At 54.5% G+C, this 11,734-nt stretch carries 18 protein-coding genes; all 18 read right to left on the minus strand.

Annotated features, from left to right (window positions below):
* Nucleotides 1–95: 95 nt before the first annotated feature.
* The 18 genes from Mal52_RS25695 to rpsL all read right to left on the minus strand — a co-directional run bounded on the left by Mal52_RS25695 (nt 96) and on the right by rpsL (nt 11,543).
* Nucleotides 96–281 (minus strand): type Z 30S ribosomal protein S14, encoded by a 186-nt coding sequence (locus tag Mal52_RS25695; RefSeq protein WP_145379471.1) that lies wholly within the window; start codon nt 279–281, stop codon nt 96–98.
* A gap of 106 nt (nt 282–387) precedes the next feature.
* On the minus strand, nt 388–930 hold the full coding sequence (rplE, locus tag Mal52_RS25700) for a 50S ribosomal protein L5 (protein ID WP_145379472.1): 543 nt from the start codon (nt 928–930) through the stop codon (nt 388–390).
* 264 nt (nt 931–1,194) lie between these two features.
* Nucleotides 1,195–1,548 (minus strand): 50S ribosomal protein L24, encoded by a 354-nt coding sequence (rplX, locus tag Mal52_RS25705; RefSeq protein WP_145379473.1) that lies wholly within the window; start codon nt 1,546–1,548, stop codon nt 1,195–1,197.
* Between the two features lie 3 nt (nt 1,549–1,551).
* On the minus strand, nt 1,552–1,920 hold the full coding sequence (gene rplN, locus Mal52_RS25710) for a 50S ribosomal protein L14 (protein WP_145379474.1): 369 nt from the start codon (nt 1,918–1,920) through the stop codon (nt 1,552–1,554).
* Between the two features lie 69 nt (nt 1,921–1,989).
* Nucleotides 1,990–2,241 (minus strand): 30S ribosomal protein S17, encoded by a 252-nt coding sequence (gene rpsQ, locus Mal52_RS25715; protein WP_145379475.1) that lies wholly within the window; start codon nt 2,239–2,241, stop codon nt 1,990–1,992.
* Nucleotides 2,242–2,422: 181 nt separating this feature from the next.
* Nucleotides 2,423–2,656, minus strand: a complete 234-nt coding sequence (gene rpmC, locus Mal52_RS25720) for a 50S ribosomal protein L29 (protein ID WP_145379476.1) — start codon at nt 2,654–2,656, stop codon at nt 2,423–2,425.
* A gap of 61 nt (nt 2,657–2,717) precedes the next feature.
* The gene (gene rplP, locus Mal52_RS25725; RefSeq protein WP_145379477.1) at nt 2,718–3,137 is read right to left on the minus strand and encodes a 50S ribosomal protein L16; all 420 of its coding nucleotides are present in this window, start codon (nt 3,135–3,137) and stop codon (nt 2,718–2,720) included.
* Nucleotides 3,076–3,777, minus strand: a complete 702-nt coding sequence (gene rpsC / locus Mal52_RS25730) for a 30S ribosomal protein S3 (RefSeq protein WP_145379478.1) — start codon at nt 3,775–3,777, stop codon at nt 3,076–3,078. The genes rplP and rpsC overlap by 62 nt, the downstream gene beginning before the upstream one ends.
* Nucleotides 3,778–3,878: 101 nt before the next feature.
* On the minus strand, nt 3,879–4,220 hold the full coding sequence (gene rplV, locus Mal52_RS25735) for a 50S ribosomal protein L22 (RefSeq protein ID WP_145379479.1): 342 nt from the start codon (nt 4,218–4,220) through the stop codon (nt 3,879–3,881).
* Nucleotides 4,221–4,282: 62 nt separating this feature from the next.
* Nucleotides 4,283–4,552, minus strand: coding sequence for a 30S ribosomal protein S19 (rpsS, locus tag Mal52_RS25740; protein WP_145379480.1), 270 nt, complete (start codon nt 4,550–4,552; stop codon nt 4,283–4,285).
* A gap of 104 nt (nt 4,553–4,656) precedes the next feature.
* Nucleotides 4,657–5,514 carry a 50S ribosomal protein L2 gene (rplB, locus tag Mal52_RS25745; RefSeq protein WP_145379481.1) on the minus strand — a complete coding sequence of 286 codons (858 nt, stop codon included), beginning with the start codon at nt 5,512–5,514 and terminating at the stop codon, nt 4,657–4,659.
* 90 nt (nt 5,515–5,604) lie between these two features.
* Nucleotides 5,605–5,916, minus strand: a complete 312-nt coding sequence (gene rplW, locus Mal52_RS25750) for a 50S ribosomal protein L23 (protein WP_145379482.1) — start codon at nt 5,914–5,916, stop codon at nt 5,605–5,607.
* A 48-nt stretch (nt 5,917–5,964) separates the two neighbouring features.
* Complete coding sequence (rplD, locus tag Mal52_RS25755; RefSeq protein ID WP_145379483.1) at nt 5,965–6,594, minus strand: 50S ribosomal protein L4; 630 nt, start codon at nt 6,592–6,594, stop codon at nt 5,965–5,967.
* Nucleotides 6,595–6,674: 80 nt separating this feature from the next.
* Nucleotides 6,675–7,370, minus strand: a complete 696-nt coding sequence (gene rplC, locus Mal52_RS25760) for a 50S ribosomal protein L3 (RefSeq protein ID WP_145379484.1) — start codon at nt 7,368–7,370, stop codon at nt 6,675–6,677.
* Between the two features lie 283 nt (nt 7,371–7,653).
* Complete coding sequence (gene rpsJ, locus Mal52_RS25765; protein WP_145379485.1) at nt 7,654–7,986, minus strand: 30S ribosomal protein S10; 333 nt, start codon at nt 7,984–7,986, stop codon at nt 7,654–7,656.
* A 205-nt stretch (nt 7,987–8,191) separates the two neighbouring features.
* Nucleotides 8,192–10,276 carry an elongation factor G gene (fusA, locus tag Mal52_RS25770; protein WP_145379486.1) on the minus strand — a complete coding sequence of 695 codons (2,085 nt, stop codon included), beginning with the start codon at nt 10,274–10,276 and terminating at the stop codon, nt 8,192–8,194.
* Nucleotides 10,277–10,527: 251 nt separating this feature from the next.
* On the minus strand, nt 10,528–11,010 hold the full coding sequence (gene rpsG / locus Mal52_RS25775; protein ID WP_145379487.1) for a 30S ribosomal protein S7: 483 nt from the start codon (nt 11,008–11,010) through the stop codon (nt 10,528–10,530).
* Between the two features lie 161 nt (nt 11,011–11,171).
* Nucleotides 11,172–11,543, minus strand: coding sequence for a 30S ribosomal protein S12 (gene rpsL / locus Mal52_RS25780; protein WP_145379488.1), 372 nt, complete (start codon nt 11,541–11,543; stop codon nt 11,172–11,174).
* Between the last annotated feature and the right edge of the window lie 191 nt (nt 11,544–11,734).

An 11,734-nucleotide genomic window follows, 5' to 3' on the forward strand; every position in this document is an offset into this window, starting at 1 on the left:
TAAACTTTTCGAGCGGTGCGAGACGTGTTGCCGCACCATCTGTGCTGTATCGTTTTAGTATAGGTTTTGCGAAACGCACCCAGTCTCCGCCGGGCCTACCAACTCGCTTTTTTGGCACCGGGAATCATGCCGTCCAAACAGAGGTCGCGGAAACAAATCCGGCACAGTTTGAACTTGCGGTACACCGCACGGGGACGACCGCACAATGCACAGCGCCGTTCGAGGCGGCTGCTGAATTTTGGCGTCCGGTTTGCCTTTTCGATCTTTGCTTTGCTGGCCATCTCGCTAAATTTCTTCTGGAAAAAACCTGTAGCTTATGAATTACACTTTTTGTATTACGTGGTGAGTTCTCTACGCTGTGCTGCAAACTTTGGAACCCGCTGAAAACTAATCTTTCCGAAACGGCATCCCGAGTTCTTTGAGCAACAGTCGACCCTCGTCATTTGTTGTCGCTGTCGTCACCAAGGTAATCGTCATACCTTGCTGATTCTTCACACGATCCGGATCAACTTCCGGAAACACCATTTGATCGCTGATACCCAGGCTATAGTTTCCATTGCCGTCAAACGCTTTGGGGCTCAGACCCCGAAAGTCGCGAACTCGCGGGAGAGTCAATGTGATCAGACGGTCCAGGAATTCATACATCCGCTGCGAGCGGAGCGTGACCATGCAGCCAATCTCCATCCCTTCGCGAAGTTTAAACCCGGCGACGGACTTGCGAGCACGGCGAATGACCGGCTTTTGTCCACTGAGGATCGTGAGATGCTCGACAGCTTCTTCCAAGCACTTCCGATCTTGAGCTGCCGCACCAACCCCCATGTTGACGACGATCTTCTCCAATTGGGGAAGCGAGTGGGGATTTGACCGCCCCAGGGTTTCTGCGAGCGTCGGCCGGATTTCATTCCGGTATCGTTCCAATAACCTGGCCATTGTACTTACACACATCCAATTTTCGCCACCCACGTCAGGTAGGCGATTACTGCCGGATTGCGTTTGAAGGTCGACCTTCGGCTACACACCGAAGCCTCCGCACACATCTGCTATTTGCTGTTTCCAGTCTCGCTGCTAACCTTCGATTGAAGAATCAAAAAGGGCTGCGTCGCCGGATTCAAAACTGTATCAATGCGATCGTCGTAGCAATCGCGTTTTCGAGAGACCGCGAGAGACCGAAAGCCGGCCCTGCTGCCGCCAGATTTATGACTGAGCGTAATGAGCCTTGGGAGGGCTGATGTTGCCGAGCCCGGCGTCGCAAATCTTGCAACACCGCTCTTTACTACCATCTTTTGTATAGCGATACCCGACTCGCACACCTCGACCGCACGAATCACAGTAAAGCAACACATTTGAAATGTCAATTGGCATCTCTTTTGAGAGCCGTCCCCCTTGCGGACTGCGGGGATGGCCGCGTTTTACGTGTTTGTAAACGCGGTTCACGCCTTCCACAAGAACTTTTTTGCCACCGGCCTCGACCGAGAGGACTTTCCGTGCGGTCGTGCTAGCATCGTCGCCGGCAATGACTTGCACCGTATCTCCACGTCGAATCTTCATCGGTCAAACTACCTCACTTGCCAAGCTGACGATTTTCATAAACTTGCGCTCACGCAGTTCGCGTGCAACCGCTCCAAAGATACGTGTCCCTCGCGGGTTGGCATCTTTATCGATCAACACGATCGCATTGCGGTCAAAGCGGACATAACTTCCATCACTGCGGCGCGTTCCCTTGCGGCAGCGAACAATCACACCCCGCACAACTTCGCCCGATTTCACCGAACTACCCGGAATTGACTTTTTGATGCTGACGACTATCACGTCTCCCAGCCCGGCAGTCCGCCGCCCCGTGCCTCCCAGAACTTTGATGCAACAGGCGACCTTGGCCCCCGTGTTGTCACAAACGTCCAGAAGTGTTTGCATTTGAATCATGATAACTTCCACTGAATCTCAAACAACGCCGTACAAACCCACGCGACGATCACCGTTCGTGGCCAACCGTTACTCAACCACAACCGCGGCACGAACGACTCGCACCAAATTCCAACATTTTGTCTTTGACAAGGGGCGGCACTCGATAATTTCGACAGAGTCGCCTTCGTTGGCTTCGTTCTTTTCATCATGAACGTGGCACACGGTTCGACTACGGATAATCTTACCGTAGCGCGGGTGTTGATAGTTCTTCTCAACTTCGACCCGCAACGACTTGTCCATCTTATTGCTCGTCACTACGCCGATCAATTTCTTACGCATCTTAACCTGTCCTCAACTTGCCTCGAGACTCGCCCGCCGCAGCCGGCAATGTTGTGTCATCAATGCCGGTCACCGCGATTGCGGGGGTTTCGAAATATGTGTCTGTAACCTCTGTTCCCACCCACTGCCGCTTTATGCCGGCTCATACAAACCGTTGCCAGTCGCAAACCGAATTCCGGTCTTAGGCTTCCGCCTGTGGCGCCAATTTTGCTTCTGCTTCTTGCGCCAATTCCCGCTGCCGCGTGATGGTATGAATACGGGCAATGTCGCGGCGGATCTTCCGCAACGCACTCGGCGCATCGGATCGTTCCGCAGCCGCCTGAAATCGCAGGCGGAACAGTTCTTGTTGGGCTTCGCGCAATGTGAACGCCAACTGTTCGTCACTCATCTCGCGGAGTTCTTGCGGCTTAGTCATGTCGACTCGTCTTTATCTGCATTTTGTCCAAAAGTAATAGCAACTCATGCCGTCCAGCGGCTCACGTACCGGGACGACGGCCTACCAACCGCACGCGGACCGGCAATTTGTGCGCCACACGATTGAAGCAATCCTTGGCAGCATCTTGCGAGACGCCGGCCAATTCAAACATCACCGTGCCGGGACGAACAACTGCGACCCAGTGGTCCGGTTCACCCTTACCTTTACCCATCCGAGTTTCCAACGGACGAGACGTGCAAGGCTTGTCCGGGAAAATGCGAATATACAATTTCCCCTCACCGCGGACATATTGTGTCGCGGCAATCCGACAAGCTTCGATCACGTTGGCTTTGATATATCCACCGTCAAGCGACTGCAAACCCCAGTCGCCCAACACCACGGTATTCCCGCGGGTCGCGTTACCTTTTATACGTTTTCTTTGGCTTTTTCTGTGCTTGACCCGTTTGGGCATTAGCGCCATCGCCATCCTCCTCGTCTGTATAAAGACCCAAGTCGATCCACACTTTGATCCCAATAATACCTTGGGCCGTGCGTGCCTTGGCAAAACCGTAGTCAATATGTTTCTGAATGGTCGACAAAGGAATCGATCCCCTCATCGCCTTTTCGGTCCGTGACATTTCCGCTCCGCCCAATCGACCGGAGAGGACAATCTTCACACCGAGCGCCCCCGCATCCATTACGGAATCCATCGAGCGTTTGATCGTACGTCGAAAGCTGGACCGCTTGCTCAACTGCTGAGCAATGTCTTCAGCCACCAACACCGCGTTTTTCATGGCGTTGTTGATTTCGACGATCTTCAATTCCATCCGCCGGCCGGTCAGATCTTCGAGCTCTGCTTTGAGGCGGTCAACTTCCTGCCCCTTGCGGCCGATGATGATGCCCGGACGGGCTGTATTCAAATGCACGACCACCTGGTCGCGTGTGCGTTCGATTTCAACTTTTGAAATCCCTGCAAACTGATATTTCTCTTTGACGAACTTGCGGATCTTGAAGTCCTCGACCAAGAGGTCGCCGAACTCTTTCTTTGACGCGTACCAACGACTCCGCCACTCTTCAACAATCCCTACGCGGAAACCCGTCGGCCGAACTTTCTGACCCATGATCCGTATGCCTTATGTAATTCAAAAACTGCTGGAATAACGAACGAACAACTCTACCGCGAACCGAAACCGACTGCACCTCGCAACCTGTCCGCCGCCAATTAGACGATGTCCGGACCTTCAATCCCGACATGAATGTGCGAAAAACGCTTCCGAATAATAAATGCCATCCCCCGTGCTCGCGGTTGCAACCGCTTGAACATTGGACCGCCGTCGGCGCGGGCATCTTTAATCATCAGACTCTCAACATTACGCGCACCGGATTGCTCGGCGTTGGCCATAGCGGTCCGCAGGACTTTTTCCAAAAACCTTGCTCCGCGATTTGGCACAAAGCGTAATAAGTCCAGACCTTCGCCGGCCGACTTCCCGCGAACCAATTCCGCAAACGGGCGGACTTTTGTCGCTGAAATCCGCGCGAAGCGATGCGTCGATTTGTATTCCATAGCTATCTTCCTCAACCTGTCCGTCAACCAATCTCGTAGACCAATGCCGCAATCGCGGGAGGTTATCTTTTCGCCTTACCACCATGTCCCCGGAACGTCCGCGTCGGTGCGAACTCCCCGAGTTTGTGCCCCACCATTTCTTCTGTGACGTACACATTGATATGCGCCCGTCCATTGTGCACCAGGAAGGTATGGCCGATAAAATCCGGTGAAATCGTCGAACGACGGCACCAGGTGCGAATCGGCTCTTTGCGTCCGGCATCATCCAATCGCTCAATCTTCTTGAGCAATTTGGCATCAACGTAAGGCCCTTTTTTCAGAGAGCGACCCATCCCGCTGTCCTTCTGTTTTTTGACTCAAATCAAACTTCGATGCGTCCGCGTCAGCCGACAATTTCTTAAACGCCACATCAAACCAAACAACACCCGAGCAACAATCAGAGCTTCAACTGGCCATAACGCCGCGACTTACGCCGCCTGATGATTGCCGCCGATGACGACTTCCTTCGCTTCCGCGTACGGCCACCCTTCGCCAACTTACCCGTCGGACTACAAGGATGCCGACCGCCAGAGTTGCGACCTTCACCACCACCCATCGGGTGAGCCACCGGATTCATGGCAGTCCCCCGAACGCGAGGCCGCCAACCCATCCAACGCTTTCGCCCGGCTTTACCAAGCACAATCTTACTGTGTTCGCTGTTCCCGATCGGACCGATCGTTGCCCGGCAACTACTCGGCACACGTCGCACTTCACCAGAAGGCAAAGTGATTTGTGCCCAATCGCCTTCGCGGGCATTCATCACCGCTGCGGTCCCGGCACTACGGCACAACTGGCCACCACGCCCCGGTTGCAATTCGATGTTGTGAATCGTCGCTCCGGTGGGAATGGCCGACAACGGCAAGCAATTGCCCAAAGTCGGTTCCGCATCCGGACCACTCATAACAGTCGCACCCGCCTCGAGCCCCTCGGGAGCCAAAATGTATGACTTCACCCCGTCGACATAATGCAACAAGGCAATCCGCGCAGATCGATTCGGATCATACTCGATGGACTTCACACGCGCCGGAATCCCGTCCCGCAAACGCTTGAAGTCGATCACCCGATACATCCGCTTGTGGCCGCCGCCACGATGACGGGCAGTAATCTTGCCCTGATTATTGCGGCCACCCTTTTTCTTATACCGTGTCAGCAACGACTTTTCCGGCTTCTTCTTACGGTCGGTGATCTCCGCGAAATCGCTTACGGAGGCATCCCGACGACCGGCCGTCGTTGGCTTATAAAATTTGATACCCATGACTGTCTTTTTCTGTTATTTGCTCGAACAATCGAGAATTCCGCCACCGGCCCAAACCGGCACTAACTCTAACAAGACTGCAATCGCGGCCTAGAAAAATGCGATCCGATCTTCGTCGTGCAACTGCACGATCGCCTTCTTCCAACCACTCGTTCGCCCGACCTGATTCTTGGTCCGCCGCGGTTTGCCGATGCGGTTTTGAGTCCGCACTGCAACAACGCGAACCTCCCACAACTTTTCAACCGCTTCTTTAATTTCAGTCTTTGTGCACAACGGATTCACTTCAAACGGATACGCATTGTACCGCGTTGAAATGTGCGTACCCTTTTCCGTAATTAACGGACGATAAACGACCTGATACGGCTCCAATGTCAGACCCGACTTTTTTTCCGCTGTAGCCATTGCCACACACCTTTTCAAATACGCCAGCATCTCGTGGCGAAAACACACTTACTCCGCGGAGACGCCGCGTAATTTATCCAAAGCCGCCTTGGTCACCAAAAACTGCCGCTGACGCAACACGTCATAGGCGTTCAGGTCCGCAGCCGGCGAGACTCGCAAATCCGCAATATTCCGTCCGGACTTCCACAAGTCAACGTTGTATTCATCAATCGCCAACAGACAACTCTGCCGATCCAAGCCGAGCGACCGCAAAACACCGGCCACAACTTTTGTCTTCGGAGCATCAACCGACAGCTCATCCAAAACAACAGCTTGACCGTCCAGGAACTTGCTCAACAGAGCCATGCGCGTTGCCAACCGAACCGCCTTTTTGGGCAGCCGATAGCTAAAGTCGCGAGTCACCTTGCCAAACGTAACGCCACCACCACGACGAACAGGCGTCCGCTTCGCACCAGCGCGAGCACGACCTGTCCCCTTCTGGCGATACATCTTCTTCGTGCTACCAGCCACTTGCCCACGCGACTTTGTCGCCGAAGTCCCGACACGGCGGTTCGCTTCGTACATCACAACCACATCGTGGAGCAACTGCCGGTTCACACCAGGCGCCAAGTCAGCGGGGTCGAACTCATAGGTCCCCACCTCTTGCCCCGACTTGTCGCGAATCGGAAGAGAAATCATAACTCACTACTCTCAAAAACGTTCACGTTTAACTGTATTGAATCAACCGCAATAAATGCCTGAGCCAAGCCGCAAAACGACTAACCCAACTTATTTGTTTCCCGAATCATCACGTACCCACCCTTAGGGCCGGGAACGGAACCCGCCACCAGCAACAACCCATTCTCTCCATCGACTCGCGTCAACTCAAGATTCCGCACCGTAATGCGAGCATTGCCATAGCGGCCCGCCATTTTTGTCCCTTTAATCACCCGTGCCGGATCCGCACTCTGCCCGATCGATCCACCATGGCGATGCACACGCTTCACACCGTGACTAGCTCGCTGACCAGCGAAGTTGTGCCGCTTCATGACACCCGCCGTCCCACGGCCCTTGCTTGTCGCGATCACATCCACATTAGACACGTCCGCAAACAAATCGACAGTCAACTCTTGGCCAACCTCGCAGTCGCAACCCTCTCCGTCCGTGCGAAACTCACGCACAAACCGCTTAGGCTCACAATCCGCCTTTGCCGGCACTTCAACACCTGCAGCCGCACGAGCTTTTGACCGCTTACTCTTAATCGCCGCCACGTGACCGCGTTCCGACTGCCGAGCCAACCGCCGCGGCTTGTCATCAAACCCGACCTGCACAGCTTCGTAGCCATCGCGTTCCAACGTACGAACCTGCAGCACCACACAAGGCCCGGCCTGAATGACCGTCACGGGCGTAATATCACCCGCCTCGTTGTAGACCTGCGTCATGCCGATTTTGCGCCCCAGTAGTCCAACTGACATGATCGTGCCTCAAATCCCTGCAACGCTATACGAAATATTTCACAACCAACTAACAAACAAACCCAAGCAGAAATGCCGTCGCCCCAGAAGACCACAGCAACCTCGCAGATCGGGACCGATATCGCCGAAGCAATAAAGCCAGTCGAAACCCGAGGAGCAACTCCAGGGAAACCCCAAAGCCCAAGCCAACCGCCAGCGCGAAACACGCCCGCCGCACCCAGGCAACCGGGCCCAACAAGACGCAGAACAGCCAACCACTACCACTTCACAGCCCAAGGGCTGATCAGCGACCCGCAGCAGCCGCCTTAATCTTGATATCCACACCAGCCGGAAGAGACAACTTATTCAACGCGTCGATTGTCTTCCCCGTTGGCTGCACAATGTCCACCAGACGCTTGTGCGTCCGGATCTCAAACTGCTCGCGAGATTTTTTGTTCACGTGCGGACTCCGCAGCACCGTGTAACGCTCAATCCGCGTCGGAAGGGGGATTGGTCCGTGGACATCGGCTCCGGTCCGCTTTGCTGTATTGACGATTTCCGATGCTGATTGATCAAGCACCGAGTGATCGTACGCCTCCATGCGGATTCGGATTTTTTCTTGCTTCTTGCCGGCCACTCAAACCATCCTTCGCTAACAGTTTATGCCTACACCAATGACGACAATTTCCCCGCACTTTGGGCGGGAAATTTCGCAATGGTAGAGATCTAGAATACATTTGTCAATAAAGTGACCCACGACTTTTCTTTATTTCAAATCTTTGTGAAATCCAGGCCCCTGCGACCCTCTTTCCAGCTCAAAACCGCACCTATTTGCCCCGCAATTAGCCCAGCATCTCCTTCAAAATCTCCGGCGGAGCCTCTCCGTACCGTAGCGGCTCCATAGAATATGACGCTCGGCCAGTCGACAAACTGCGAATTTGGGTGGAATAGCCAAACATTGCCGCCAGCGGAGCCTCTGCATTGACCACCCGCAAATGCTCCCGTTGCTCACTATTCAGGATTGTGGCCCGCCGCGAGTGCAAATCAGCGGTAATATTCCCCAAAAACTCATCCGGGGTGACCACTTCGAGCTTCATAATCGGCTCCAGCAGCAAAACATTCGCGTCAGTCAAAGCAGCGCGGACCGCATCGATCGCCGCAGCCAAGATCACCGACTCCACGTCATCCGAATCGCTATACTTTATTCCCAGCAGCGTGAGTTTCACATCCGCCAGACGATATCCCAGCACGCCCCCTCCCTTGGCCTCATCCTGAACCGCTTGGCGAGCCAGATCGGCTAACTGCGAGGGAATTTCATTCGGCTTCAACTCATCCTCGAACGTTAAGCTCGATTCACCCTGGAACGGCTCAACCCTCAATTGCACCTGGGCAAACTGAGCGACCCCGGCAACCTGCCGATTGAACTCACCAGTCACGGTTACCGGCTTGCGAACCGTCTCGCGATAACTGACCCGCGGCTTGTGCGTGCGGATTTTCAGGTGAAAATCCCGCTCCAAGCTGTGCTGGATGACCTCCAAGTGCAACTCGCCCATCCCGCTAATGATGGTCTGTCCCGTCTCCTCATTAGTCAGCGCCGTGAAGGTGGGGTCTTGCCGAGCCAGAATCGCCAGCGTTTGGGCCAATTTCTTACGGTCCGCACTCGATTCGGGCTCAACAGCCGTGGAGATGACTGTCTCGGGAAAGACAATACTCTCCAGCAGCATTGGGTGCTGCTGCACACAGAGCGTATCCCCCGTAACGACTGTCTCCTTCAGCCCCACCACCCCCACGATATCACCAGCTGAGACCTCGTCGACTTTCTCGCGACTCGAAGCCTGTATGTGCCACAACTGGCTCACCAGCTCTTTTTTTCCCGTCCGCGGATTCAAAACCCGCGATCGGCTTTTCAGCACGCCGGAATAGACCCGCACGAAACACAAATCGCCATGCTGATCGCTCTGAATTTTAAATACCAACCCACAAAACGGCTCCGTCGGAGACGGTTTGCGAACCTCGACCTCTCCCTGTTTCTTGGGGGTCATATTGATCCCCTGCACGGGGGGACGATCGAGCGGGCTGGGCAAGTACAAAGCCACCGCATCCAACAATGGTTGCACTCCAATGTAGTCCAGTGACGACCCACACATGACCGGCTGAAGTTGACCGGAAATTGTCCCCTGCCGCAGCAACCGATGAATGTCCTCAATGGCGATGTCTTCAGTTTCGAGATAACTCTCGAAGACCTGCTCATCGAGTTCGGCGATTGCCTCCAGCAACTGCGACCGCGCAGCCTTGGCCGCTTCCTGGTACTCAGCGGGAATCTCCTCAGTCCGAAAATTTTCTCCGCGGGATTCCACGTCGAAATAGATCGCTTTTTGCTCGATCAAATCAATGATCCCGCTAAACGCCTGCGGGTCCGGCGGTGAGCCCGCCCCCATCGGGAGCTGAATCGCAACCGGATTCGCATTCAGGCGGCTTTTGATTTGCTGAAACGTACGTTGAAAATCCGCACCGATGCGGTCCATCTTATTGATGAAACAAACCCGCGGCACACGGTACTTGTCGGCCTGCCGCCAGACGGTCTCACTCTGCGCCTCAACCCCTTCGCGCGCACTGAAGACCACCACACCGCCATCCAGAACCCGCAAACTGCGCTCGACCTCAGCCGTAAAATCGACGTGCCCCGGCGTATCGATGATGTTGATCGTCGTGTCGCGCCAAGTACAGGTGACAGCAGCAGAGAAAATCGTAATCCCCCGCTCCTGCTCCTCGGGGTTGAAGTCGGTTTCCGTGGTACCGTCATCGACGCTCCCCATCCGGTGCGATGACCCTGTGTAATACAAGATCCGCTCGGTGGTGGTCGTTTTGCCCGCATCGATATGGGCAATGATCCCGATATTCCGGAGATGTTCAATGAGTCTGGACATGGATCTGCATCTTAGGCATGAATGACAAGAATAAGCACCGAGCGAACGCAACAAAACGCATCGGACACGTAGGCCAGCGAAATGGTTCAACCAGCGACAGGATATTGTTCATATCGACTGTCCCGCAAAACCACAAGCTGTCCACGTGGCCCGTTGCTCAATCGCGTCCGCGCAAAAAGCAACGCGGGACCTCCATAGAAGTCCCGCGTATAAATTCGTCCGCCGCCAAATGGCGGGGAATATCAAATTTTCTAGCGACGGCTGTAACCGAAGTGGGCAAATGCCTTATTCGCTTCAGCCATACGGTGAACGTTTTCGCGTTTGGTCATGGCGGCGCCTTCACGACGGTAGGCGGCCAGCAATTCGTCGGCCAAACGATTCGCCATCGGACGACCCCGTTTTCCGCGAGTCACTTCCAGAATCCAACGAATGGCGAGTGTCTGCTGCCGCTTGGGGCTCACCGGAGTCGGCACCTGATAGGTGGCACCACCGACGCGCTTGGAACGCACTTCCACGGACGGCTTAATATTCTCCACAGCTGCAGTGAAGACTTCAATCGGCTCTTGTTCAGGAGCCCGCTCTTTAATGATGTCGAGCGCTCCGTAAAACAAGCCTTGCGCGACACTCTTTTTGCCGTCACACATCAGGCAGTTAATGAACTTCGATGCCAAAATTGATCCACAACGAGGATCGGGACGCAACTGGGTCCGGCTGGCGGTGAATCGAGTGGCCATCTTAAAATCTCAACCTTCTGCGAGTTAACTGTTTGAATTCGGCTGCAACGCGTATTCGCCACCCGGTCCCCACTGGACGGCAGCGCTGTTGATTGGTCCCTGAGCCTCGACAGATCGATACTTTGCAAATCGACCTGCCAGCAATGCCTGCGGCGGCAGATCTATTTAGGCCGCTTATTTCCGTAGCGACTACGGGCCTGACGGCGATCAGAAACACCCAGGGTATCGAGCACACCACGAATGACTTTGTACCGCACACCCGGCAAGTCGCGAACACGACCACCCCGCACCAACACGATCGAGTGTTCCTGCAGGTTGTGGCCTTCACCCGGGATATAGGCGGTGACCTCTTTCCCATTCGAAAGTCGCACACGTGCCACTTTCCGCAAAGCCGAGTTCGGCTTTTTCGGTGTAATCGTTTTGACCTGCAAGCAGACGCCCTTCTTCTGAGGGCAAGTTTCCAATAGCGGAGTCTTGCTCTTTTGGACCTGCTTTTTGCGGGGTTTTCGAATGAGCTGATTGATCGTCGGCATGAACTTTACCCGAACCGTTTCGTAGGCTGCTCCAACAAGTGTCCCGGCCCAGCATCGCTGTTTTTAAAGCGTGGGCCTAACCGCGAAATTATCTCGCGTCAGGGAACCTGGAGTCTGGTGGTCAACGTTTTGCTATGAATTGAATCGATATTGAATTACACGGTTACCGGACAACAAAAATAGCCGAAACC

The sequence above is a fragment of the Symmachiella dynata genome, assembly GCF_007747995.1.
GTDB classification, from domain to species: Bacteria; Planctomycetota; Planctomycetia; order Planctomycetales; family Planctomycetaceae; genus Symmachiella; species Symmachiella dynata.

Bases quoted from the DNA above. Each gene is read 5' to 3' on its own strand.
- rplC (WP_145379484.1), bottom strand. From the start codon at position 7,370: ATGTCAGTTGGACTACTGGGGCGCAAAATCGGCATGACGCAGGTCTAC.
- rplN (WP_145379474.1), bottom strand. From the start codon at position 1,920: ATGATTCAAATGCAAACACTTCTGGACGTTTGTGACAACACGGGGGCC.
- rpsG (WP_145379487.1), bottom strand. From the start codon at position 11,010: ATGGCCACTCGATTCACCGCCAGCCGGACCCAGTTGCGTCCCGATCCT.
- rplV (WP_145379479.1), bottom strand. From the start codon at position 4,220: ATGGAATACAAATCGACGCATCGCTTCGCGCGGATTTCAGCGACAAAA.
- rpsS (WP_145379480.1), bottom strand. From the start codon at position 4,552: ATGGGTCGCTCTCTGAAAAAAGGGCCTTACGTTGATGCCAAATTGCTC.
- rpsL (WP_145379488.1), bottom strand. From the start codon at position 11,543: ATGCCGACGATCAATCAGCTCATTCGAAAACCCCGCAAAAAGCAGGTC.
- rplW (WP_145379482.1), bottom strand. From the start codon at position 5,916: ATGGCTACAGCGGAAAAAAAGTCGGGTCTGACATTGGAGCCGTATCAG.
- rplD (WP_145379483.1), bottom strand. From the start codon at position 6,594: ATGATTTCTCTTCCGATTCGCGACAAGTCGGGGCAAGAGGTGGGGACC.
- Mal52_RS25695 (WP_145379471.1), bottom strand. From the start codon at position 281: ATGGCCAGCAAAGCAAAGATCGAAAAGGCAAACCGGACGCCAAAATTC.
- rpsQ (WP_145379475.1), bottom strand. From the start codon at position 2,241: ATGCGTAAGAAATTGATCGGCGTAGTGACGAGCAATAAGATGGACAAG.
- rplB (WP_145379481.1), bottom strand. From the start codon at position 5,514: ATGGGTATCAAATTTTATAAGCCAACGACGGCCGGTCGTCGGGATGCC.
- rplE (WP_145379472.1), bottom strand. From the start codon at position 930: ATGGCCAGGTTATTGGAACGATACCGGAATGAAATCCGGCCGACGCTC.
- fusA (WP_145379486.1), bottom strand. From the start codon at position 10,276: ATGTCCAGACTCATTGAACATCTCCGGAATATCGGGATCATTGCCCAT.
- rplP (WP_145379477.1), bottom strand. From the start codon at position 3,137: ATGGCGCTAATGCCCAAACGGGTCAAGCACAGAAAAAGCCAAAGAAAA.
- rplX (WP_145379473.1), bottom strand. From the start codon at position 1,548: ATGAAGATTCGACGTGGAGATACGGTGCAAGTCATTGCCGGCGACGAT.
- rpmC (WP_145379476.1), bottom strand. From the start codon at position 2,656: ATGACTAAGCCGCAAGAACTCCGCGAGATGAGTGACGAACAGTTGGCG.
- rpsC (WP_145379478.1), bottom strand. From the start codon at position 3,777: ATGGGTCAGAAAGTTCGGCCGACGGGTTTCCGCGTAGGGATTGTTGAA.